The organism is Paenibacillus sophorae (assembly GCF_018966525.1).
Classification (GTDB): Bacteria; Bacillota; Bacilli; order Paenibacillales; family Paenibacillaceae; genus Paenibacillus_AQ; species Paenibacillus_AQ sophorae.
Genome location: NZ_CP076607.1, coordinates 3,011,255 through 3,034,771 on the forward strand (window position 1 = coordinate 3,011,255; position 23,517 = coordinate 3,034,771).

Here is a 23,517-nt window from a genome sequence, read left to right on the forward strand (position 1 = left end):
GCTCCATCAATGCAGTCGTTTTACATGTGAATTGTCCAGTTTTTCCCTGTAAGTCATGATTTTCCTGCGCGCCTTGGGTTCAAACTCGCTGATATCGGTATTGGGATCGTTTACGGCCTCAAAACACTGTTTATGCATGGATACCAGATTGGATACCTTGTTCACCTTGTCCTCTGGCAATCCCGGGTTAATCCGGTGGGTATACGGCGTATGAGATATAAGCCAGCCGCCGCAGACTCTGCATTTTAGCCTGTCCCGATTGAGAGCATAGGCCCGGTTCATGTAAAATTCAAAGTTGTAGTGTCTTCCCCAGGGGCTATAGAGGATAACCTCAGACGTTCGCTCGTTGTATATTTCGTCCAGACGGTTGTTGATTCGCGTTCTTTTCGTCCGTTCAAAATAAAGTTGTCGGCCTTCGGCGGTGAATGGAGTCTCCTCTGGATTCTTGGCATAGGTTCTTTCCCACTTGCAAAATGACAGGTCGGTTATTCCAATATAGGAGTCCAGATAGTTAATCGCGGGAATTCCTCTTGTATACTTCTCGTGAACTCTCGGCAAATTCTGAGTGTCCTTGGCAGGTATCCATATGCCGTTGTACTGCTTGAGCCTCTGCTTGGCAGTCAGTCGCAGTCTATGAGCGTACTTCTGAACTGCGATATTAACCCATGTGCAGCACTGATAGTAGTTTACAATTCCCCGTATTTGACTATTCACCCGATTGATTTCTCGGACAACCTGTTCTCGACTGGTGCAACGAGGTATTCCTTTGATGCTTTGCGCGATCGTGTTAACCTTTTGCTTCAGCCGTTTCCTGTCGGGCAGTGTTCTGGGGATATGGCCGTTTCTCGCTTTCCCTCTTACCACTTTGTATTCGTATCCAAGGAAGTGAATGTGTTTCTTGCGCACATCTGTAATCAGCGTTTTTTCGGAGGATAGATTGAGCTTCATGTCTTTGTTTAGAAATTGCTGTATTCTCGCTTTCCAATCTTCCGCGTGTTGGCGAGAATCTGTGATGATAACAAAGTCATCCGCATATCTCACAAGATATCCAGGTGTCAGCGCACTTCTCTTTCGCAAGGCCTCAAGTTTCATATCGTGCCTTTTGTAGTTGTAGGCTGTCCTCTTGTTCTCCCATTGCTTTGTAACCCATTCATCCAGAATATCCAGATAAACATTGGCAAGCAGGGGACTACAGAGGCCACCCTGAGGTGTGCCGTCTTCGTTGACCTCGCACTCATCTAAAACCCCGGCTTTCAGCATAGCCTTGACCATTTGAATCACTCGTCTGTCCTTGATGCCTAGATGGTACAGCCTTTTGAGCAGTATGGTGTGATTGATACGGTCAAAGCATTTGCTGATGTCGCCCTCGACAATCCAGTAGTATCCCGTCAGGTGTACGAGCGAAACCACCCGATCCAGCGCCATTTGTGCATCCCGCATAGGACGAAATCCGTAGGAATGTTTATAGAATTGGGCCTCCAATATCGGTTCCAGCACAATTCTCACGCATTCCTGGACGATTCTGTCCCGAATAGTTGGTATACCCAATGGGCGCTTCTCGGTTTTGCCAGGCTTGTCGATGTGCACCCGACGTATTTTCTGAGGTTTATAGTTCATAAATGCGCGCTGGATATCTTGAATGACCCATTTGTATGGTTTTTGCAGATAGTCCTTGCCCATGACCTTGGAGTCTACTCCTGGAGTATGGCTTCCTTTGTTAGACTTGATGTTGTGTATGGCCGTGATAATGGTTGCTTCCGCCGACATGAGTTCAATCAACCCTGTGAGAGATGGCCTATTTCCATTCTCAAACGCTGTTTTTGCTATTTGGTATAGTGCGTCAAGTGTGTTGCGCAGGTCTGTTTCCGATTTGGGGTAGTCGAATTGTTGTGCCATACGCACCACCCCCTTTCGGTGTTGGTGTTTTTGGTTTTAGTCAGGTTCGCCTACGGCTTCCTCGACAGACTGGTCACATGTTTGCTGCACTGACTATGCCCCTTTGCTCCACCGCCATTACGCGGCTTCATCACTACTACGGGCTGCTGTCCCATGGATTACGCAGACCATTTCCTGTCTGCCCGGACCGGTGTGTTACCCATGCTGCGCCTTGTGGCGCGTCCGTCCACGGTTCCCTTGTTCCCTATGCGTTAGCTTTACATTTCGGTTTTAGTCCGTCCCTTTGACCCGACTGCCATTTCCAGCTTGTGTGATATTCTGCCGGAAACATTCGACCTTATTTGGTTTTCTGCCGTTTTCCACGTGTACAAATGTAAAACGGCGGCAGTACCCCTCATGGGGGTGGGTGGCTGTATCATCACCCCAGCGATTACGAGTCGTACATTCGGGACTTTTGTCAGTCAGTAATGACATTCTGAACATGACCGTTTTATAGCCTCCAGCGGGCAAAGCCGTCTCAGACTTCACTGCCGCCCTTCACCGAGCTTCGTACGGCACATCTAACACAATGCGGCGCACGTCGGAGAATTAGAGCTTTTGTCACCCGTCACACCGGGTCAGGCGGGAACTGCCCCCGCCGATTCCGCATAGAGTTCAGATTGCATGGCAATCTGTCTGGTTTTATTACGCATTTCTACGCAGATTGTCCAGAAACAAGGCGCACGTACACCTCGCTTTTTCCGGTGGCCCTGGCAGTCAGTTCAATAGGGAAGGAACCAAAGCTGCCAAACAAACCGATGTTGACGGTGGTTTGCAGCGTTACGGTCACTTCTTCATCAATCTGGATCTGCCCGGTTCTGTTCCAGGAGACGGTGGGGTGTAACCCCGTCTGCGCCTGCAATTCCGCAGCCCGCTGCGAGGTCTCCGACCCGACTCTGCCGGAAATCTCCGCTTCCCGCGCCAGTTCGGTTGCATAGGTGTCCAGTTGATGCTTGGCTACGAACACCGGAAACACCTTAACGGCTAGCGCAACGCACAGCATCGCGGCCAGCACCAGAACAACCACATCCACATAGCCTTCGCCGCGTTTGCATCGAATGAATGGCATGGCAGTTCTCCTTTCCTCATCGGATGGGCAAAGGCTTAAAACAGCTTGCCCATCGCCTTCATGATTTCCATGCCCAAAATGACCATGTACATCAGCATAAAGCAGGCCAGCATGTAAAAGGAATATTTGCGAATTTTTCCGGGGCGCTTCATGGCGATCAGCTTCAGCCGCTGAATTTCCAGCAGCTTGAAATCATGGGCTAGCATTTCAAAATAGACGACGCCCTGGTCGCCGCGCAGCACCGCCAGCAGTCCCCTTACCACATCGGATAACAACGTACTGCCAATGCGGGTTTCCAGCCGCATGAGCGCCGTTTCCTGATTGCCGCTTTTCATATCGGCAATGGTAATATACAGTTCGCTTTGCAAGCTGCCGCCTGCATTTTTCGCATAGACTTCCAGCATCCGCAACACATCCCGCGTCGCCTTTAGCTCCTGGGCAATCGTCGCTACAAAACGGGGCAGCTCCGCTTCGATATGCTCCCGTTTTTTCCGCAACACTTCATCAGCAGCGCGTATTTCCTTGAAATAAACGGCGATAGCCAGAAAAACAAATATAGGGGAGAGCAGCGGCAGCAGAGGAAGGGCGATCAATCCTCCAGAGAAAATCAGGCCCGCTTTGACAATGGCTTGGGCCAAGTACGCCTCCGGAGTTAGCCGGATACCCGCAGATCGAAGAGTCGCGGCGCTTTTGCGCTTATAGTAGTTACTGAGCGTCAGCTTACCGGCCAGCCAGGCGGACAACCGGAAGAGAAGTGTATCCAGATGAGACGTTTTGGGCTTGCCGGTTTTCGCTACCTGGATCACGGCGCGGGTGGCGGCAAAGGTAGGCAGCTTGAGAGCATCGGCTAAAATGAAATAGGCTCCGGTTGCAACCAGCAAACCAAAGCACAACAGCAGTCCTGTCATTTAAATGGTCACATCTCCTTTATCGCTCCCATTCTTCATCAAAGGCAGCTTCCTCCGTCGCCACGGCCAGCATCTCGAAAGCGGAGTAAGAGGCCGGTTCTTCCTGGCTTTTGAACGTAATGGCTTCATAGCTGGCGGATTTCTCTGCCGCTTTAGGCATCTGCCCTAACTGGGCGAGAGAAGCATAGCCCGTGCCGCCAATAATGATGTGATCCAAAATGTTGATGTGTAACGGTTCAAAGATGGCCGTCATCCGTTCCGTTAGCAGGAGGTCTTCCCAAGATGGTTTTAAACTGCCGCCCGGATGATTGTGGGCTAAAATAACCGAAGTGCAATCACAGTTCAGTGCGGCTTTCAGAACATTTCGTGGATAAATTGGCGCTTCGGCAATGCCCCCTTCGGAAAGGATGCGAGTTTCAATGATTTGATTGCTATTATCCAAAAATACGACCATAAACAGTTCCCGATCCCGTAGTCCGCTTAAAAAAGCGGAGAAGTAGCTGCCCGCCAGTTCCGGGGAGGTGATCTTCCGCTTAGCGTTTTCTTCCTCCCACTGGAGTACCCGATAGGACTGAAGAAAAGCATTTGCTACTCGACTTTAAGAAGCTGCTTGGGGGTAAGCTCCAGGGCATAGGGATGCTCCAGTACATTCATCAGGTTGTTGCTCGTGCCGTAGCGCTGCAATTTGCCTAATGGAATGCTGGTCAGCCGGTGGAGCGACCGGATATAATCGGCAATGATCTTTTCATCCAAAGGGACCGGGTCCATCGGATTCGCTCCCTTCCGAAGCAGAAGACGCGATCCCCTGCAAAACTTGTTTGACGGCCTGAAGTTTTTCCATAAGCGCAGCAGGCAGTTTCCATTCCTCCAGCCGTTCCCAAAAGAGATGAGTGCCATGTTGGTGAATCAGCGCAGCCAACTGCTCAGTTTCCTGCGGCGTGGCCTCCATCAGTTTGCCCAGCAAGCGAGCGGTTTCCATTTCAGGCATGGTTCTCCTCCTTCCTCATCGTTTATATTCCAAAGGTCGGGTCAATCGAATGACCGCCGCCAAAGAGACAAACAGCGTCAACGCGCAAAGGGCCAACACGATATGGCCGGGTGCGCTGGTGGTAAGGGTGTGAAACCAGTCCCGATTGAGAAAATAGAGCAGCGGGATATTGCCCATCATCAGCAGGGACATCGTCAGAAATTCCTTCAGCGGCTCGTATAGCAAATAATCCAATTCCGCCGACACGACACGCATATCGGACAACTTGGCGACAATGGGCATCAAGGTGGATTTCAGCGTCCGATCTTCCTGGCAGGCGATGAGCGCATCGCACCATTCCCGAAACACGCTATCGTTGATCCGTCCCTGCAATTGCTGGAGCGCCAGCCGGAGATTGGCGTGAATGAGCTTGGACTCCGCCAAAAACGCATGAAACACATCCGCCACAGGGGGATTCAAATATGGCAGATTCTCCTCCACCGCCGCCAAAATGTTTTCGCTGCGCAGGTAGGAAGTGGTAATGACGGACAGTGCCGTTTCCAGTTCACCATGCAGCCGCTTTTTGTAAAAGGTGGCAGTGAACAACACGGCCCAAAAGGGCAGCAGGGCAAAGCCGCCTGCCAGCACCGGCAACAGCCACAGGTTCCCCAGCAAGATCGCCAATAGCGCACCCGTAAGCGCCAGTGTCAGGGAACCGACCAGCAGCAAGCCCAGCTTATCGCTTTGCCCCGTTTGCTTCAAAATCGACCGGGCTTCCTGTACCGTAGCTCGCCAGCCTTTGAGCTTCTTGGGACGTTGAACGGCCCGAATTTGTTTGCCCAGCGGTTGCCTGCGGGCGGGCAAGTGAGCCAGCAGCCGGGCAAGCTCCTGAGTCAAGACGCGGGGCGATAAGTTTAGTAGCAGCAAGCAGCCAGCGGACAAACCAATGAAGGAGAGCAAGAGCAACTGCATCATGACGCTTCACCGCCTTGGAGCAGAGATTGAAGTTGATGGAGCGGCAAGCCGTTTTCCAGCAGCCGCTTTTGCAAGCCGGGCGAGATGTCGTTTACCTTCTCATAACCGCCTTCGATCCGAATTTGTCCGTTTTCTTCCCAAGTGGAATGAACGGCATAGCGGTAGAGAGTGCGAATCTCGCGGGTTCCATCCGGCAGGATGCCGCATTCGGTTATTTCCATGATTCTCCGCGTATTGTCCTCCAGCTTTTTCACGAACAGCACCAGCGGGAACGCCTCTGTGACCAGGTTATACAGGGTGTTGTCGTTCATCTCGTATTTTTGCGTGCAAAGCGTCACCATCCGGTAATAAGTGGCCAGGCAGGAGTTGGCATGAGTCGTGGTAATGACGGTATGCCCGGTACGAGCCGCTTCCTGGGCAGCAAACGCTTCGGCAGATTTCATCTCCCCTACACAGATAATATCCGGGTTGGCGGTCAGGGCAAATTCCAGCAGCTTTTCCTGGTCGATGTTCTGGCGGGGGTCTTCACTGGCACGAGTCACCGTATGAACCACGTTGTTCAGCACATGGCCGTTTTCGTCTGTCATCACAAGATCAAACTCGCGGCAACCCTGCTCAATGGTGAAAATTCTTTTATCATAAGGGATGGTGGATAGCAGCCAGCTCATCAATGTCGTTTTGCCGCTGCCGGTTGCTCCGGTAACGCACATGGAGAGGCCGTAGCGCAAACATAGGCTTAAAAAATCCAGCATCTCGGCGGTGGCGGTGCCGCTCTGGATGAAATCCTCCCGCGCCAGCTTTTGCGGGTTGATGATCCGAATGGAGGCGGCAATCCCTTTTTCTTTATCTGTCACCGGCACGCCAAAGACGGTAATGCGGATATTGTTCGCCAGATGCCCGCGGACAATCGGCTGCGAGTAGTCCAGAATCATCCCGGACTGGTGCAATAGCCGCCGGATGACGTCTACCGCATGTTCCGGCGTAGCAAACTGTTCATCGGCGGGAACGATGCGTCCATCCGTATAGCTGATTTTCACATCGTTGTAGCCGTTGATGTTTAGTTCCTCCACCTCCCTTGAAAACAGGTAGCGGGTCAGGAAGGAGTATTCTACCATCTCGGCATACAGCCGGTCGATCAGTTCATCAAAGGTGAGTCCAGGCACATGCAGGCGGTGATCAGTGAGATACTGGCCCATGTAGGCGATAATCTGCTGCTTTTGCTCCTCCGGGCGGCGGCTCATAAGGGTGGCGTATTTGCCGGAGAGATAGGCTTGCATCTCTTTTAGCACATGGGCAAAGGGCTTGGATTCTGTTGCGGAGAAAAAGAGGGAAGCTTGGCTCATTTATCCTCACCTCGGCGTTTCGGCCATAAGCGTTGCAGCACATCGGCTATTTTGCCGGATGATGTTGGACTAGAGGCGGGAACGGGCTTGGACGGATGATTCAGGTCCTGCGGTAAAAGCAAGCCGATGATCTGCCGGATGCCGGTGTTGTAGGCTGCGGCTTCTTTGCCGGAACAATCGTCCAGCAAACGGGCGGATGCCGCTTGCTGCTCCAGCGCGGCCACATGGGGCAGCGTCACCTGAATGCCGCCGAAGACCTCGCTGTATTCTCGACCGTCCTGCTCCGGCTTGACGTTAGAAAGAACGGAAATGGGCGTGGAGCGCCGAAAGCGGGCATCGGTTAAGAGCGGCAAGTAGGAAGCAAAGAACATGAGGCTTTTCAGGTCGCAGCTATGCAGACGAATCACGCTGTCCGCCAGTTCCAGTGCGACCGTAGAGATCGGGTCAACAGAAAGGTAGCTTGCGCAGTCTACCAGCACCACATCCGCCAGATGGCGGGCCAGCGTCAGGAGATCAACCGCCCGTTCCCGGTCATAGCTGGGGTAAGAAAAAACGTTGTCTCCTTTTTTGTAACCCAGCAAGGCGATCTGCGGCGAAACATCCAGGGGCAGTGCATAACGCAGCAATTCCTCTTGTGTCAGTGCCGGAAGACTAAGCAGCTCCCCTAATGAGGAATGTTTGGCGGCTCCTTGCGGCGCAATCGTAGAAACCGAAGGGCAAAGGGCATCGCAGCAAAGGAGCAGGACGTTTTGCTTGCGGGCGGCTAGGGCTTGCGCTAGCTTGACAGCGGTGACGGTTTTACCGCTGTTTGGACTGCCCCATACCGCAATCAGGGATTTTTCAGTCATGGGCAGCTTCCTCCGTTTTGGCCTGTTTGGCGGTAAAGTAGGCATCCTGCTTGTCGATAAACTGTTGGGCGGTGACGGCGTCTCCCCGGTATACGAGCGCCGCGTGAAGCTTACCCTTATTCTCCAGGTCGGCTAAAAGCTGCGCTTGCTCTGGCAGCACCAGCAACGTCAAGGTGGATGGCAATTCTTTTTCATCTTCCTCTTTGTCAGCAGGTGCATTGCTATTTGATTGGGCATCCTGACCGCTGCTGGCGGTGACGGCCAGCACCTCCACATATTGCAGTTCCGGCGGCATGGTGGTGGTACGAAGCTCGCCGTAGTCGGAGGCGATGAGAGTCACAATGTCGCTGGGTTGCAGCTTGCCGGACAATCCAGCGGCCAGGCTTTTGATGGTAACGGAGATGGCCTGCTTGCTGCCGTTTAGCCGGTTCAGATAAGCGTCCAGCGGAGTCGCGGACAGTTTGGCAGGCAGCAGATAGTCTCCTTTTTTCAGGTCTACCGCAGCGTACTGGCCGATGACGGCATCGGCGGATTTCAGGATATCGGCTGGCAGCTGGTAGGCTCCCACTTTAACGGTTTCTACCTGTTCAGCAGTAACCAGTGCGCCTTTGGATACGTCCTTGACGATGCGGACAATTTCGGTCTGTTCGCTGGCCGTCCGGTTTAAAAGCGGTGCAATGCCCAGGCATAGTACGAGGGAGAGCAGAATGCACGTTGCGCCTAGGACAGTGCGATTTCGGAAAAGTTTTTTCAAAGGAATAACCTCCTGTCTATGAAATGAGAAACGCCAAAACGCCGCCGGCGGACAAAAACGGAGCTAGCGGCAGCGCGGTTTGCTTGGCGGTTTGAAAGCCAAAGCGGAAGCCGATTCCGGCGGCAACGAGCAGTACTAGGGATAAACCGATCATGCTTTGTAAGGTGCCATAGGCAGGTCCCAGCACAAACCCGCAAGCGGCCATCAGCTTGATGTCGCCGCCGCCGATTTTGCCCTTGGAAAGCATGGCGGCAATCAGATATGGCAAGCCTGTAACAAGCAGCCCGAAGAAAGCGGGGAAGGGGGAGAAGTGCAACAGCCCGACAGCGCCGATTGCCAAGGGCAGGCTGTCCGGGATCTGTCGCGTCTTCAGGTCGTGAAGACTGGTGCAAAACAGTAAAGCGGTAAACAGAACGCCTTGAAGGACCATAACCGGCAGCAGTAGTCCGATCATGGCTTCTTCTGCTCCTTCCAGTGCCATTCAGCCATTGCGCGATACGGATACACCTTTTGGGTTTTCATGAACCGGATCATAAAGCGGACTTGATCCAGCACAGACAGATTGTTCCGGTCCTTGGTCGTCATCATGATAGAGGCGGAAACACCGGTGAGAAACGTGACAACGGCAAGCGGTACGCTGCCTTTGATGAACCAGAGGAGGACGGCCAAGGCAACGGCAATAGTGGAACCCAGGATGGCTTGCGCCAATTGTTGCTTGCCGAAACCGGGGAACCATTCCGCCTCTGGCTTCACACCCATCGGAATGTATAGGACTTGCGGTTCTTGTTTCATCGCCTTCTTCCTTTCTTTTGCAGAAGAAAGCTACTTGGCATAATAAAACAGAATGATCTCCTTTATCTGCCAAATGCTTTCGGCCAGAATGTAAAACAGTACCACGTTGCGGCTGCGCTTCTTGTATTTCGACGCTTCCTCGTCAGCCCCGGACAGGCGAATCATGGTATAGATAAAACGGCATACACAGCCCAAACGAATGAAGACGATAAGCGCCTGGGCAAGTTCCTCCAACGTGACCATTGCCTCACCCGGCCTTCATCATCTTACGGGCCATGCCCACCAGCTTGACTGAGTGATAGACATTGTTCACCACACCGCCTCCGCCACCGGTTGTAAGAATAAAGTCGGAGAGGAAGCGCGGCGTCTTGATCGCCAGCATCATGCAGGCCATGCCCCAAAAGACATGGTTTTGCAGCATCAGCCCCACGCCCAGTTTGGCGAGTGCAATCTGGATTACCACCGCCAGCATGGATTGGGTAAACTTTTGGGCATAAGCGCGAAATACGCCCTTGTCGTTGTCCAAAAGTCCCGCACAAGCCAGAGGAATGCCGACACGCAGGATAAACATTTCCAAGCCCCGCATGAGAAATTGAAAGTAGAGAATAAAGAAGCAAATGATAAAGATCAGCCCGAACACGGCTGTCACCAATCCTGCCGATTCCAAAGCATTGACCCACATTTGCCAGTTATACTGAGTGGATTGGCCAATGACCGCCAGCAATCGGTCCGTCAAGTCTTCCACGATTTGCCCTAGCCAGGTATAAACGCTGGGGAAGCAAATCGCTACAGCCATCGCTTTGAAGAAGTTGGTCAACAGGAACAGCGGTTCTTCATCCGGGTCGCCGTCTGTCCACAGCACATAGATTTCAAAGCCTTTCTTGAGAAACTTGAGGATCATCAGAGCCACGCCGAAAGCAAACACAATGTCGTACAGGTCTTCCAGCAGATTTGCTCCGGTGGTCAGGGTCATGTATTTTTCCGCATACAGGGAGATGGGAATAATCTCTTTCAACAAATTGTCCAGATACACCAGAGAGCCGTTTAAAAGCGCGATGATGAGCAGCAACAGAATTTTTTCCAAGCTTTGCCCCTCCTTTCCCGCAAGAAGCGGCGTTACCGCCGCTTCCGCTGAAGGCTATCCTGCCTCATCCTTTGTAATTGAACATTTCCTTGATCCGCTGCGTCAGTGTAGGCAATATGGTATCTTCAAACAGCAGATACAACCCGGCCAGTACCAGTGCCCCGATCACCACGGCCATCAAAATCTTAACAGCGGTATCCACGAATCCTTCGGCCCGCCGATTGTTCAGCGCCTGTTTCGTCAGCATAACCGCGTTCATCGTCTTCTGTTGTACCGCTTTCAACCACTTTTTCATCTTTCATAACCTCCTGATTTTGTTGGATATAAAAAGAGCCTGCCGCAATAGGCAAGCTCGTCTTACTTGTAATAGCCGATAATAATGTTTAAGGTTGCTGAACCTAGCACCGCACCGATGCAGGAAACAATTGCGACTATAATTCGATTGTTCCATTTTTTGGTATCCATTTCGTCGGCGGCGGAACGGCGAATACAAAAATAAATGATAAGCAATCCCGCCACAACAGGAGCCAAAATCATCAGCCAGGTGGTCACATCCCCAATCAGCTTTTCAGTTCCCGTCGCCAGTTTGCTGTCCTTAATACTCTCGGCAAAGGCAGAGGGGGAGGTCAGCAAGCTCCAGCAGAAAGCGTATGCGGTTGTTGCCGCAATGCGAATCAGTGATGGAAATTGAACCGGCAGCTTGCCGTTCGTCATTCGTCGGAGGCCGGAGGGATAAACCCGCCGGAAGTTCCCACCGCCTGCTGCCGCTGTTCGGCCAGTTGCCGGGCAATGTCCTTTTGATAGTAAATCCAAATGTTCCACAGTTTCACCTCCTGAGTCGTATCTGTTAAAATCGGGCGCTTCCGCTCACGTTCTTCCCGTACCTTGCGGTTATGCTCCTTGTCGCCCAGACCCATCATCCGATTGAAGGCCCACGCGCCAAGGTCCGGGGCGTACATCATGGCCGGGTGACTGCGGGAGAGGACGATCTGGTAAGGCCGGGACACGCGCCGCACTTCATCCACCGTCAAAAGCTTACGCTCCAATAAATTGAGGGAGTGCGAAGTGCTTGGCGTGGAGTATTTGCCATGAGATGCGGATAGCTGGTAGCTGGAGGTGGTATACGTCCCCAGCTTCTCGCTGATTTCCCGCAATGTCTCCAGGTCGTCGGCCTGCAAGTAAATCCATGTTTGGCAATTGCTCTTGATCGTGCTGGCGGCATGGTCGTCGTATTTCTCTTTGAGCTGCTCAAAGCTTTGCAAAAACAGGTTGAAGCGCATCCCACGTCCGCCGCCTACGGTCAGCTTGTTAGTAAAGTCAGCAATAGGGGTAAAGTTGCCGAATTCGTCCAGCAAAAAGTTGACGCGCCGCTTCAAGCGCCCGCCCCGTTTGTCGGCTTCGGCGGTCAGTAATTCATAAAGCTGGGAAACCATCAGAGAAGCAACCGGGTAAAAGGTCGTCTTCTCGTCGGGCAGAATAATAAAAAGCGCCTGTTTCTTTTCGCCAAGGCTGGCTAAAGAAAAGTCGCTTTTGTGGGTGATTGCATAAATGGATTTGGAGGTAAACAACCGTAGGGTCGTCAAGGCCGAAGTGTAGAAGCTGCCCTTGGTGCGGGAGGGCGCGATGTCGGAAATACTGAGCAGCGCTAGGGCGGGATGATGCTGCGGCAAGCGCTTGATGTATTCCTGCATCGGTGTTTTGTTGCCCATCTGTTTATTCATTTCCGCGAGAAACCAATACACGTTGGTCATGTTCTGGTATTCGGAGCGCTTGGCATTGTCCCACACGACACTAAGGATGGAGGCGGCAATCACGGACATTTCCCCATTGGTCCAGATTTTCTCCCCTTGGGCTTTGCCTACGAGAACATTGGTCATGTCCCAGGCCAGCATTTCCGCCTGCTCCTGATTGCCCGCCAAGGTCGCGTTAATAACAGGCTGAAGCAGGTTGTAATGATGGCTCTTTTCCGGGTGACGAAAATCGAGCGTCCAAACCTCATAACCCAGCTTTTTTAGCAGCACGCTGCTGTAATCGTGCAGCTCCCCTTTGGGGTCGGAGATAACCATCGACTCTCCTGCCAGCGCTAAGAGGCCAATGGATTGCAGCACCACCGTCCGGGACTTGCCGCTGCGAGTGGCCCCGATGCTAAGGGAATGAACATCGTCACCAATGTAGTAGAGCCGCTCTCGGTCTCGTTCCTGGCGCAGCCCCAGCACGATACCGCCAGACGATACTTTCGGCGGGGGAAAGGCAGCGGCAGGCGGGTTAGTTGTTTTCGTTTCGCGCGGAATGTTTTTCGGATGCAAGATCATGGGGCGACTCCTCCTGTTCTACGGATATTAAAAACTCTAGGTCGTCATAGCCGGTTTGCAGAAGTTGCTGGAGAAAAGGATGGGAAAGGTTAAGGACCTGGCTGTCAAACACGCGAGGCATCTCTTCCTCCCGCAGCCAGCGGGCGGAGCCATGCTGATGCTGCCCAACGGGAACCGGCGTTTCAATTCCTGGCGCGACTTGTTTCAGCTTACTTTGATACGGCTGGTTGTTGGCAACGAAAAAGAGTACGGCCAGTAGTAATACCATGCCCTGCAAGCAAAGGAACAGCATGAAATGAGCCTTGTGGTTAAGCAGGCTGGTCAAGCTTTTTTCCAGAGAAGGGAAGGCAAGCGTCTTCGTTTCGCCGGATAATGCGCCATGCAAGGCGGTGGTGAAAAACAGATTGAAGATCGCTCCGAAGACGAACAGCAGAGCGCAAAGCAGCAGTTTTTGCTTCGTTTTCACCACTCCAGGTCCTCGCTGGGTTCAAAGAAATCCTCCTGCGGCTCTCTCGCCTGTAAGGAGGAAGCAAAACCCTGATGCGTATAAGCGTCTGTCGCGTTTTGTGCTTGCGGCTCCTGATTCGTTACCTGGTCCATCTGGAGTTGCAAAAACAGCGATTTGGGCGCAGGCTGGTCATAAATATGGCCCCAGTCTTCCGTGTAGAGATTGTGCATGGCCACATAGACCGGATAGTCTTCGCAGAGCGTATGCAACAGACTGTCTTCGTTGATGATTTGCCCCATTACAGTGGGATGAGACGCGGACAGTTCATAGATCGGAATGGCACAATGATTTAAAGGATACAACAGGTACTCTCCTTGACCGGAAGACACTTGCACCGCCATTTCCGATAAGCAATGCTCCCCAATGGTCTGATGGACAGCCAGCTTCCATTCATCGTCCTGCTCGATAAAATAGATGCCATTGTACAGCGGCTGCGTGTGGGTTGTGGTAGTCCAGGGAGTATCCTGCGGCGGAGCAAACTCCCCGAAATAATCCGGCGCAAAAAATTTGCCGTGCTCCGCCAGCTTCTCCGGGCTTTCCCATTGCTCTTGGATTTCCGGGTCGGTAATGGCGTCTTGCTTAAGAAGTTCAAAGGTGGGGACGATGCTTTTTACATCATCAAAATAAACATGATCGCCATGCTTGTTGCCCAGCTTCAGCGCGTCTTCGCTCAAAGCTTCCTTGGCGTAATCGGCGTCCAGGACAAGGCCGCTGTTGCGCTCGGCTTGCATGGCATAGATATGCAAGCCAATTTCTATACAGGTCAAAATATTGCCCCAAATGGAGCTTTCCGGCCTGGGCATACCATCACTTCCTTCTATATAAATAGGTTCAATTACCGTTCCACATCGGACATTTCCAAAAGTTCCGGGTTGTCGTCATAGTCATGAGCAAATTCCTCTTCATAATCCAGATGAATCTCCCGATCTTTCAGGGCGGGCAGCAGGTCTTCCAGCTTATCAATCAGGATCTGCACCTGTTCAAACTGCTCCATCGTTTTGTCATTGGGGCTAATGAGGAATTTGACCATTTCATCGTGAATCAGCACCAACTCGGACTCGCTGAACAGCTTTCTGGCATCCACCAGCCCGCTGCGAACGGCGAAGTTTTCCAATGCTTCATTTTTGTCGTAAAAATATTGGCGCTGCACCGGTGTTCCGTTTTCGGGAGACAGGCGGTAGGTGGAAAATATATATTCGAACAGCGGATGGTGCTTGCAGGCCAGAATCACATCGCCGTATTCACAGAGCTTGTAGACACCGTTGGAGAGTTTGGCTTCTTTGTCGGAATACGGCTTTTCGGTGCAAATGCCCAATTGCAGGGCTGTTTTTCGGGCCATATCATGGATGCTGCTCATCATCCGATCGGGGACGGTCACAAAGGGGTTTTTCTCGATGCTGTCCATCCGGGTGTAGAAGGCTACGAGCTGATCCTTCAGGTACAGGTCGGCCAGATAGTCAGCAGAGGTGGAGCGGCGGACTTCGATGCCTTGCTGAGAAAGGGCAGCAAAGAAAGCTTTGTAAAACTCGGTTTTGCTTTTCAAGGTGTTTTCACCTCCTTTCCGGGGAAAGGCATAGTCTATCTTTCCGCAAATCGGGAGATGCCTCAGCGGGTGCGGCAGGCAGCCTTTCCTCGATTTGGTTAAGGAGTTGCTCCACTTCTTGTCTTTCTCCGTATCGCAGGTCATGATCGTGAATACTGCGATACAAGAGAGCAGCATGAAGCAGGGTAAGCTGATCGGAACGAAACCATTTCCGTTCATCCAATAGTCCGCTGCGCAGCATGAAATCTTCCTTGGCCTGGCTGTAGGCATTGCGGTGAAAATAGTGGCCTAACGTAACGCCGGTTTGATCGTGATTAAACTCCCAGGTGACAAACGTAAACTGACCGCTCTGGTCGTACCGCGCTGCTAACATATGCCGGTTGTATTGCAGCAGGTTTTGGTAGCTGCTTATACTGGGGATGTTCATAGACAGCGCTTGCTGGTAGACGTTTTCCATTTCCCAGGCTTCAAAGACGATAGGAGCGATCCGGCGGGAGAGGGCGGTTCGACTGTCAGCAGGATAAAGGATTTCTCCGCTTTTCTGAATAAAAGCCAGCGGTTCCACCTCATGCATCACCGCCCACATGGAGTCGGATTCAGGCTTCAGTTTCAGTCCAAGTGCCGCGAGTTAAAATTGCAACACCTGTTGCAGACTGTTAGTCAAGTCCATGAGGTTTCTCCTTTCGGGTTGGCTTGGGTTGCAGCGCAGGGTCCGACTGCAGCGACTTTTTTGGGTTGCCGTTTGGGCGCAGCGGGCGGCGGGGTGGCTGGCGCATCATTTGTTCAAAAGCGCGAAGTTTTCCATCGGTAAAGAGCATGTTATTCGTCCTTTCTTCATCTGCGACACTCATTTATCCACAGATTTTGATCATTATCCACAAGTTACGAACAGATTTGTCCACAAAAAAACACGCTACTTGGAGCGTGCGGGTGATAGCCGTATTTATCTTTCCATGCCTTGATCCTTATGCCGGAGCAGCCATTCTTTCTTCGCTTGCTTGGATAAATCTCCACCTAACACTTTGGTTTTGTCATCGTAGTCCAACTGAGCGCGCGTAAACAAGCCTTCCATCAGGTTCAGCAGGTCAAGAAGCAGTTGCTCTGCCATTGCGTACTGCCGATTGGCCTGCCGGATGTCAAACGCAGCCTCTTTCTCCAGCTTAATAATCGTGCGGATCGTAGAGAGAATACGGTTTACAATTCGCTTTTCCGATTCCGCCTGATACTTGGCGCGGTGCTTGTCCAAATGCTCCGGGTCGGAGTCGTAGAGCATGGCCAGGTTCAGCTTGGCCTGCACGTAATCCTCCACCATCTGCGCCAGATAGCGGTTGTCTTGCAGCAAGTCCTGCACCAGCGCATCCAGCAGCGCCTTTGTCTCCGGTGGTATCAGTTTATAGGCCAACCTGCCGGTCTTGGGCATGTGACGGCGCAGCACAAACAGCTTTTCCGCCAACAGCTTGACCGATGCTGGTTCCACCAGGTGATGCTTCGGGAAGCGAAGCAAGGAATCCTCATCCTCCTGCTCAAAACGAAGCTGGAAAGTTTGGAACGCTTTCGGGTCCAGCCGTTTCAGGTAGGCTTCAAATTCTTCCACGATGCTGTCTGTCACTTCGATTACGCCCGATTTGAATTGATCTCGCTGGGCGCAAAATTCCTTGATTTTGTAGGCAAAGGTATCTTTGATGAGCTGCTTGCGGATGAGGTTGGGAACTTCAGGATGCGTGAAATTTTTCATGATCGTCTGCGCTTTATCCCAAAACACGACATGAAGATGGGGATGGTCTAGCTCGTAATGAAAAGCAGCAGCCCAGCACAAATTTTCCGTCTTGATCCGGTTGTGGGCGGCAAGGGTGGTGATATGCTGCTCGATATAGTGCTGCCAGTCGGTAAAATCGGTCAGCCCCAATTCCAGCGCCGTTTCCTTGCGAAAGGAGATGACGCTGCGGTACATGTTCTTGCCTTGCTGAGAGATTTGCCGGGCAATGCGGGCTACCTCCTGCCAAGAATCAAATGCCTGCAATTCGCCAGGCCGCTGTTTGCCGAACAGTCCGTGGGACATGTTCTCATGTCGCACCGTGCCGGGGCGGGTGGCAATATACCCGATGTGAACATAATTGCTGAGAGCGGTTTTAGGGTGGTTGGGATGGAAAAATCGCTGCTTATAGATCAGGGCCGACATCGGGTTCGCCTCCACGCAAGCGTTCCAGATTTTGCTCGAAGGTACCGCCGGAGAGGAACAGCTTTTCTGCATCGGTGAGCTTCATCTTGGTGTATTCGACTGCCAACTGCCGGGCCTTCTTTTCAATCTCTCGGAAGGTGGTATAACGGTTGGTGTCAATGAGGTCGGCAATGATAGCAATAGTAGAGTAGTACGCCGCGGCGGACATGATCAGGTCTTTGCTGGCGAGTCCGGCCAGCCGGTTGCTTAACTCGTCGATGGCGATTTTGATCTCTTGCCGGATGATGGCGGTGATGAAGTCAATTTCTTCAGTGTAGCTTTCAATGGACATTCCTTTTTGGACAAAGGCTCGCACAATGTCTGCCATACTGAGATGCTTGGAAGCGGCATACTTTTTCAGGGCTTCATACTGCTTCTTGGGCAGCTTAACGGTAATCTGTACCGTTTTTTCGGAATGGGCCAATAGCATCCCTCGCTAACGGGGGCGTCCCGCCTGCGACATTCGATGGTCGGGGGAAAACCCTCAAAAATGTCGGTGGAAGCTCTGCTTCCACGCGGTGTTTCTAGCAAAATGACATTTTGCTATTCCTGCCTTTAACCCCCAACTAGAGGGCGGTCCCCTCTGGTTGGGGGACGGCAGTTCTTTGATCCAATGGGAAAAAGGGGAGGGGGTCATGGTTTCATCGCTCCTTATTAAGGATGGAATAGCAAAAAGCCACATTCCATAGTCGGAATGTGGCGGGTTCAGCCCCTATGATTATTTACCGCTCGTATTCTTCGTCGTCTTCAATCGGTGAAAAAATATCTGTTTCCTGCGCTTCTCGGAGCAGTATCTCTTCGATTTGCTTGTGGAGCTCGGGAAGGCTACTGGTAATGGTTCCCCAAAGCACGACCAGGTCAATGTTTTCATAATCATGAACGATTCGGTTACGCATGCCGCGTATGCTTCTCCAAGGGATATGGGCATGTTCAGCTTGCGACTCTGGGCTAATATGTTTAGCCAGTTCGCCCATCTGCGAAACCGTAAAGGCACAGGCGGAGATCGTTTTTTTGTCGTCCATAAATTGCTCAAAGGTGTATCCCTGCACATAATGTAACACGTCCTGCACGTAACTGCTCAGCTTCTGAAGGATGATCCGTTCTTTACTTTTCATACAGCACAACTCCTTCTTGTTCAACGGCTGCACACATGGCGGGGTTACGCCTCAGTTCGGCCCATTCGAACAAGTCGACCGATTTATCCAGTTGCTCAGTAATGTCTTCCAGCAAGCCGTAGAAGTGAAGGTTTAATAACTTCCCTTTGCTATCGATGACAATATCAACGTCGCTTGCATCCGTCGCGGTGCCGCGAGCGTAGGAACCGAACAAGACGGCTCGATACACGGGAACCGCAGCAAATACGGGATTCAGTCTCGATTTTATTTCGTCAATTTGATAAAGAGTGGCCATGTTATGCTCACCTTCCATCCGCTTAGAATGAAGTGATTCTGGAGAGTTGAATGTTTCCTATCACCAGAATAAAGGAAATCATGCTATCCAAGCAACCGCTGCTCAGGTCTATCGTTCAAGCATGTCTGCTACTTCAATTTTCCGTTTTCGTTCTTCTTCTATTATATACCGCCGTGCACGCAAATCTTCATTCACATCTTTGGCTATAGGGGTTTCGACAGAGGTTGCATAACCCAAACTGGCGTATTTTGAAGCAAATTTAAAGGCAGCCTCTTGCCCCCAGTTGGGAGCCGGGCTGCCATCCTGGAAGGTGGCATTCACGTCGTTGTCCAAACAAAAGATGATCTCTGAGATGTCGTAATGTCTCAAGAAGCGCTCCAGCGCCTGATCTGACAAACAACCGAGCGAAATTCGGTGGTCTACTTTCCAGTCCCACCCGTCTAATTTCGTTAAGGTGGCATGGCTCATAACGTCGATTGGGCTTTCACAAACATAGACCTTCCGGTTAGTACCGTCAATATGGAACGGATAACTTTTATCCGAATACGGTCGATCTTGCTTGAAAGGTCGCTCCGGCCGGGTGCCGCGCAGCGAACAGTACCTGGCTGTTCCGTTCTGATCGTACCCGACAAAAACGCAGTTTCCGGTCTTGTTTTGCTGATAGAGCTTCTTTTCGTGCATCAAGCAGGAGATGATTTCCTGTTCTATACCCCGGATATGAATCAGGTACCAGGCAACACGTCTATTGTTGGGAGCTTTATCTGGGAGTTGCAACTTGCCGGAAGGTTTGGGAAGGGAGGGAGTTGGTTGATGTTGCGGTACGTCAGTCACTAACAAATACGAAACAGCCTGTTTAAAATCCATGCGCATAAAATGCATCACAAAGTCGATGGGACCGCCGCGGGTGTCGGTCGAGAAATGATAGTATTTGTTGCTATCGCGGAAAAAGTAAAGACCGCCACTTTGCTTCGCATGAAGCGCGCGGTGGCCGCCATTTTCGAGGATGTAGCCGTGAAATTTCGCGAATTCGATTAGGTTGACGCTGTTGGCTTTGAGAATTTGTGACCTTGAAAAAGGATATTGTTTCATGTCAAATCTCCTTGGTAAAATTGTGTACTTGCATATGTTTAAATAGATCTATTAAAAAAAGGGATAACCGGGAAATTGCCGAAATAAGTATAAAATTTAAATAGAGACGCTTGAATATGAAAAATATGTGCGTATTTGTGATAACATCACAGATTGGAAAATGATGGTATTTACTTGGGAGACATTCAAGTAAAGGGTTAATCAAACAAACTTAAGAAGGTCGAGGAAAAGAAATGCCGCATTTAGACATTCAAAAATTAATTTCTAAAAAAGTCCCTCCAGATTATTATTCGGATAAGATTCTTTTGCGAGCTCACCAACAGGATGCTATCAGTTCTATACAAAAAGCAATCGAGGCAGGGAAGAAGAATATATTGTTGCAGATGGCGAATGGATCAGGGAAGTCTGTCATCGCATCGGTTATTGCTAAATTATTTTTGGAGGAGAGTAATGCTAAGAAAATTTTGTGTTTATCAAAATATGATGGCATGCAAGAACGGCTTGAACACGCATTACGTGGAAATTTAAATAAAGCCTATTCTACTCTAGGTAAAGGTGTAAGTTGGCATGATAGTCGCCTGAATATTTTAACTTATCAACAAGTATTAAATAATGATCATCTTAGAAAGATTCAATATGATGTAATCATTTGTGAAGATGCGGAATATTTTCCTGTTAAAGATTGTTTTGAGAATTATGACGGATATAAAATAGAGTTTTCAGGACTAGTTCAAGAAAAAAATACTAATAATACGTTTGGAGCCGATGCTGTATTCACATATACGTTAAGGGATGTCATGAACGATGGGAATTTTATAGAGTTAGGGCAACTGGTTCCTTCTCCCATATTTGACGAAATTCATTTAAAATTGAAGAGTATAAACCAAACTTTATCAATAGAATCAAGTGCTGCTTTGAGCATAAAAGATATTTTAAGTTCTCTGAATGTTATTAATGACGTACTTAGAGAACATCAAGAATTGTTTAGTGAATATGTTAAGAAAAATATAAAAGTGTCGGATATTACTACCTTAGCGTATAAAAAAGATCAATTGGATTTATTTTCAAAACTCTTAAACAATAAAGCATTTTTTGAAGAGACCAAATGTAAAAATCACAATTCTTCCGAAAAAGTTTGGCAAAGCTTTTTTGAAAATAATACTTGGATATTTGGTTATGGTCTAAATTATATTTTTGGTTCTCCTTTAGAAAACGAGAAATTTGAGCAAGTGATAAGTGGTTATAATTTTGTAGAATCGGGAAAGAGAATTGATGCACTCATGAAAACAAAAGGTAGAATAAATTCAATATGTTTTGTTGAAATGAAGACACATTTAACGCCTCTCCTTGATTCACAGTATAGAAATGAATGTTGGGCCATCTCAAAGGAGCTATCTGGTGCAATAGCTCAAATACAAAATTATAAATATAAGACTATAAAGAATATTTCAAGTAAAATAGAAGTTAAAAGTAAGGATGGAGAGCCGACGGGGGAAATTATTTATAACTATAACCCGAAAGCAATCTTGTTGATTGGTAATTTGGGGGAATTTACTACGCCTAATGGGGTCAACGAAGATAAATTATCCTCTTTCGAAATGTTTAGAAAAAGTATCGAAGGGATTGAGATTGTGACATTTGATGAGTTGTTCGAAAGAGCAAGATTTATTATTGCTGAGTAGAAGCGATAAAGAAAATTTGTGAATAATTTCCGAGATACTAAAATTGCCTCGAACAGGTTTATATAGCTGTCCGAGGCGATTTTGCAAATTTTAATATTTTTTACTGATTAATCCACTCTTCTGGTATAAGTTTGTTATTATCACCTCGCCACTCACAAACCTCATGAATGTTAGGAACTTCTCCCCAAATACTACTATCTGCATGTTCTAGTACTATAATTTGAAATTTAGATTGAGATATTTTAATTGCTTCTGACATTGTTTTAAAGATTTTTTTGACAGCAATTCTGTCTTCGTCATTTTCAAGTTTTGGATCAAGTTCTTGTTCATCTTCTTTCGCTGCTAATTTTTTCGGGAAATAAACTTGGCTAGGCTGGTCATAAACAATAAAACCTGGTACAGGAGAATGTACCTGCTGATCAAAAAATAATTGAAAAGCTAATGTAACAGAAATGTGATAAGAAAGCCAATTTGAGCCACTACCTATTTCCCAAAGATAATCATCCCGTCCGTCTTGTCCACTGACAACAACTGTCAAGTTCTGATAGTCAATACGAATGGGATCATTTGGACGCTCTGAATCAAGTAATGGAAGGAGCCTTATAGCATAAGCACCAATTTTACCTAATGCTGAGTTTATTCTGTGTTGTATTGCATTTTCGTTGACCTGTGCTCTTAAATTGGATAACCGTTCATTGATGGCTTCTATTTCAGAAATTAGTTGGCTGTCTGAGCTTATGGACTTAAAAGTTTCATTCGCATACTGAACCTGACCGATAAACCTGGAGATATTTTCAATAGTATATTTTTCATGTGCTGCGGAGTTTCTTATCTGGCTTTGTAGTTTTATCCTTTTTTGAACAGCCATGATTTGTTCTGTTAGCATACTAATCTCTGATTTTACATTTTCATATTCGCGCTCGAATGACGCAGGGATTTTACTCGTAAATCCTGTTTCATTTTCAAGCTTAATTAAATTTGTATAAAATTTCTCTATTTGTTCTTTAGGATGTTCTTCGGTTTTTCCGAATATTGGACAACTTTCTTCATCATCTGTCAGGCTTTTTAGCCATTTGGAAATATTTAAGCGTTCTACTTGTATGGTTAAAGATTCACGGTAATCATTTAAACTGTTCATCAATTGATTCATTTCAGTGTAACGGTTTTTCAAAGAAGAGAGCTTAATTGAAAGCTCATTTTCTTCCTTTCTCAATGCGACAATTTCTTGAGAGGAAGCTTCAATATTACTGTTTAGGATATTAGATTCAGATGCTTTTTTTTCTGATATTAACGATAGAATTTCGAGTTGTTCCTCAAATGAATGATCAATTGATGCATCTAGTTTTATAAGTCCAAATTCTTGAGCTACTGCTATCCAGCCGTTTATTTCGGTCTTCCATTTTTCAGACAATTCTCTAAGCTTTATTAGTTCTCTTTCCTTACGCTTTAATTCTTTTGAAAGATTATTAATTTCTTGTCTCTTTGCCAGAATATCTGGGGTAACAGCACCAAGTATATAAGGAAAAATATTTATTAATTTTGTTCGATGATCCGTAGTATCAGCTTTATAAAATAACGTATTTGCGTTTGCGACAATATTTTGAGGTTGAAAACAAAATGCCATTAAATCTCTAAAAGACGGCCTTCCTAAGTAATTACTCGAGTTGTCAGCATCAATGTCTAAGAAAGTTAGTGAAGATAATTCATCTAAAAATTTCTTGACAGAATCTCGGGAGGTATTTTTAAAGGGAACTGAAGGAGTGCTAACTACTGTATCTGATGCGATATACATATTATCGGTTGATTTTTGAAGGCCTGGTTCTTGTCTCGCTAAGAGTACTTGTCTCTGATTTACTTCAATAACGATGCCAAACCAACTACAAGCATTTCTTATTGTTTTCACCGGGATATAGCATGAATCAGAAGCCAAGCAATAATCGATTATTGGAATAATGGCAGATTTCCCAGTCCGTGAAGCCCCAGTAATAATATTAATAGAATCTGTTTTGAATTCAATTTCTTTTGGCTTGAACTGAAGATCTTTTGCCCAAAGAATAAGTTTCTTTATTTGGAAGTGCAT

At 48.8% G+C, this 23,517-nt stretch carries 29 protein-coding genes; 1 reads left to right on the forward strand and 28 read right to left on the reverse strand.

Annotated features, from left to right (window positions below):
• Window positions 1-6: 6 nt before the first annotated feature.
• The 27 genes from ltrA to KP014_RS14280 form a co-directional block, all read right to left on the reverse strand.
• Window positions 7-1,896 (reverse strand): group II intron reverse transcriptase/maturase, encoded by a 1,890-nt coding sequence (gene ltrA / locus KP014_RS14150; protein WP_036591049.1) that lies wholly within the window; start codon window positions 1,894-1,896, stop codon window positions 7-9.
• A gap of 694 nt (window positions 1,897-2,590) precedes the next feature.
• Entirely contained in the window at window positions 2,591-3,004 is a 414-nt protein-coding gene (locus KP014_RS14155; protein ID WP_036591048.1) for a DUF4320 family protein, read from the reverse strand.
• Window positions 3,005-3,039: 35 nt separating this feature from the next.
• Window positions 3,040-3,912, reverse strand: a complete 873-nt coding sequence (locus KP014_RS14160) for a hypothetical protein (RefSeq protein ID WP_036591047.1) — start codon at window positions 3,910-3,912, stop codon at window positions 3,040-3,042.
• A gap of 19 nt (window positions 3,913-3,931) precedes the next feature.
• Window positions 3,932-4,438, reverse strand: a complete 507-nt coding sequence (locus KP014_RS14165) for a JAB domain-containing protein (RefSeq protein ID WP_090834592.1) — start codon at window positions 4,436-4,438, stop codon at window positions 3,932-3,934.
• A gap of 62 nt (window positions 4,439-4,500) precedes the next feature.
• Complete coding sequence (locus KP014_RS14170) at window positions 4,501-4,665, reverse strand: hypothetical protein (RefSeq protein ID WP_216700359.1); 165 nt, start codon at window positions 4,663-4,665, stop codon at window positions 4,501-4,503.
• Complete coding sequence (locus KP014_RS14175; protein ID WP_036591045.1) at window positions 4,658-4,900, reverse strand: hypothetical protein; 243 nt, start codon at window positions 4,898-4,900, stop codon at window positions 4,658-4,660. Before KP014_RS14175 ends, KP014_RS14170 begins: the two co-directional genes overlap by 8 nt.
• 15 nt (window positions 4,901-4,915) lie before the next feature.
• On the reverse strand, window positions 4,916-5,854 hold the full coding sequence (locus KP014_RS14180; RefSeq protein ID WP_036591043.1) for a hypothetical protein: 939 nt from the start codon (window positions 5,852-5,854) through the stop codon (window positions 4,916-4,918).
• The gene (locus KP014_RS14185; RefSeq protein ID WP_036591040.1) at window positions 5,851-7,197 is read right to left on the reverse strand and encodes a CpaF/VirB11 family protein; all 1,347 of its coding nucleotides are present in this window, start codon (window positions 7,195-7,197) and stop codon (window positions 5,851-5,853) included. Before KP014_RS14185 ends, KP014_RS14180 begins: the two co-directional genes overlap by 4 nt.
• Window positions 7,194-8,045 carry a CpaE/TadZ family protein gene (locus KP014_RS14190; RefSeq protein WP_063619443.1) on the reverse strand — a complete coding sequence of 284 codons (852 nt, stop codon included), beginning with the start codon at window positions 8,043-8,045 and terminating at the stop codon, window positions 7,194-7,196. Before KP014_RS14190 ends, KP014_RS14185 begins: the two co-directional genes overlap by 4 nt.
• Window positions 8,038-8,799 carry a Flp pilus assembly protein CpaB gene (cpaB, locus tag KP014_RS14195; RefSeq protein WP_036591037.1) on the reverse strand — a complete coding sequence of 254 codons (762 nt, stop codon included), beginning with the start codon at window positions 8,797-8,799 and terminating at the stop codon, window positions 8,038-8,040. The genes KP014_RS14190 and cpaB overlap by 8 nt, the downstream gene beginning before the upstream one ends.
• Window positions 8,800-8,815: 16 nt before the next feature.
• The gene (locus tag KP014_RS14200; RefSeq protein WP_216700360.1) at window positions 8,816-9,280 is read right to left on the reverse strand and encodes a prepilin peptidase; all 465 of its coding nucleotides are present in this window, start codon (window positions 9,278-9,280) and stop codon (window positions 8,816-8,818) included.
• Entirely contained in the window at window positions 9,250-9,591 is a 342-nt protein-coding gene (locus KP014_RS14205; RefSeq protein ID WP_036602340.1) for a hypothetical protein, read from the reverse strand. The genes KP014_RS14200 and KP014_RS14205 overlap by 31 nt, the downstream gene beginning before the upstream one ends.
• Window positions 9,592-9,621: 30 nt before the next feature.
• On the reverse strand, window positions 9,622-9,834 hold the full coding sequence (locus tag KP014_RS14210) for a hypothetical protein (protein WP_036602339.1): 213 nt from the start codon (window positions 9,832-9,834) through the stop codon (window positions 9,622-9,624).
• Window positions 9,835-9,838: 4 nt separating this feature from the next.
• Complete coding sequence (locus KP014_RS14215) at window positions 9,839-10,675, reverse strand: conjugal transfer protein TrbL family protein (protein ID WP_036602337.1); 837 nt, start codon at window positions 10,673-10,675, stop codon at window positions 9,839-9,841.
• A gap of 64 nt (window positions 10,676-10,739) precedes the next feature.
• Window positions 10,740-10,970: a DUF6133 family protein gene (locus tag KP014_RS14220; protein WP_051500537.1), complete on the reverse strand. Its 231-nt coding sequence runs from the start codon at window positions 10,968-10,970 to the stop codon at window positions 10,740-10,742.
• Window positions 10,971-11,032: 62 nt separating this feature from the next.
• Complete coding sequence (locus KP014_RS14225) at window positions 11,033-11,389, reverse strand: Mbov_0395 family pilin-like conjugal transfer protein (RefSeq protein WP_036602335.1); 357 nt, start codon at window positions 11,387-11,389, stop codon at window positions 11,033-11,035.
• Window positions 11,386-12,987 carry a VirD4-like conjugal transfer protein, CD1115 family gene (locus KP014_RS14230; RefSeq protein WP_090834591.1) on the reverse strand — a complete coding sequence of 534 codons (1,602 nt, stop codon included), beginning with the start codon at window positions 12,985-12,987 and terminating at the stop codon, window positions 11,386-11,388. The genes KP014_RS14225 and KP014_RS14230 overlap by 4 nt, the downstream gene beginning before the upstream one ends.
• On the reverse strand, window positions 12,941-13,453 hold the full coding sequence (locus KP014_RS14235; RefSeq protein WP_063619546.1) for a hypothetical protein: 513 nt from the start codon (window positions 13,451-13,453) through the stop codon (window positions 12,941-12,943). Before KP014_RS14235 ends, KP014_RS14230 begins: the two co-directional genes overlap by 47 nt.
• Entirely contained in the window at window positions 13,450-14,298 is an 849-nt protein-coding gene (locus KP014_RS14240; protein ID WP_036602333.1) for a hypothetical protein, read from the reverse strand. Before KP014_RS14240 ends, KP014_RS14235 begins: the two co-directional genes overlap by 4 nt.
• 32 nt (window positions 14,299-14,330) lie before the next feature.
• Window positions 14,331-15,038, reverse strand: coding sequence for a hypothetical protein (locus KP014_RS14245; RefSeq protein WP_036602331.1), 708 nt, complete (start codon window positions 15,036-15,038; stop codon window positions 14,331-14,333).
• A 7-nt stretch (window positions 15,039-15,045) separates the two neighbouring features.
• A complete protein-coding gene (locus KP014_RS14250; protein WP_139210651.1) occupies window positions 15,046-15,624 on the reverse strand; it encodes a hypothetical protein in 579 nt (192 codons plus the stop codon).
• Window positions 15,625-15,694: 70 nt separating this feature from the next.
• Entirely contained in the window at window positions 15,695-15,889 is a 195-nt protein-coding gene (locus KP014_RS14255) for a hypothetical protein (RefSeq protein ID WP_139210650.1), read from the reverse strand.
• A 92-nt stretch (window positions 15,890-15,981) separates the two neighbouring features.
• Complete coding sequence (gene mobP3, locus KP014_RS14260) at window positions 15,982-17,217, reverse strand: MobP3 family relaxase (protein WP_036602327.1); 1,236 nt, start codon at window positions 17,215-17,217, stop codon at window positions 15,982-15,984.
• A complete protein-coding gene (locus KP014_RS14265) occupies window positions 17,198-17,680 on the reverse strand; it encodes a hypothetical protein (RefSeq protein ID WP_090834590.1) in 483 nt (160 codons plus the stop codon). Before KP014_RS14265 ends, mobP3 begins: the two co-directional genes overlap by 20 nt.
• A 298-nt stretch (window positions 17,681-17,978) precedes the next feature.
• A complete protein-coding gene (locus tag KP014_RS14270) occupies window positions 17,979-18,371 on the reverse strand; it encodes a HepT-like ribonuclease domain-containing protein (RefSeq protein ID WP_036602324.1) in 393 nt (130 codons plus the stop codon).
• Window positions 18,361-18,666 (reverse strand): nucleotidyltransferase family protein, encoded by a 306-nt coding sequence (locus KP014_RS14275; protein WP_036602322.1) that lies wholly within the window; start codon window positions 18,664-18,666, stop codon window positions 18,361-18,363. Before KP014_RS14275 ends, KP014_RS14270 begins: the two co-directional genes overlap by 11 nt.
• Window positions 18,667-18,774: 108 nt before the next feature.
• Window positions 18,775-19,755 carry a DUF3991 and TOPRIM domain-containing protein gene (locus KP014_RS14280; protein WP_036602320.1) on the reverse strand — a complete coding sequence of 327 codons (981 nt, stop codon included), beginning with the start codon at window positions 19,753-19,755 and terminating at the stop codon, window positions 18,775-18,777.
• Between the two features lie 233 nt (window positions 19,756-19,988).
• Between KP014_RS14280 and KP014_RS14285 the strand changes: the two genes are divergently transcribed.
• Window positions 19,989-21,437, forward strand: a complete 1,449-nt coding sequence (locus KP014_RS14285) for a Shedu anti-phage system protein SduA domain-containing protein (protein ID WP_051500536.1) — start codon at window positions 19,989-19,991, stop codon at window positions 21,435-21,437.
• A 100-nt stretch (window positions 21,438-21,537) separates the two neighbouring features.
• Here KP014_RS14285 and KP014_RS14290 read toward each other — a convergent pair whose 3' ends face one another.
• Entirely contained in the window at window positions 21,538-23,517 is a 1,980-nt protein-coding gene (locus KP014_RS14290; protein WP_036602319.1) for a DUF3732 domain-containing protein, read from the reverse strand.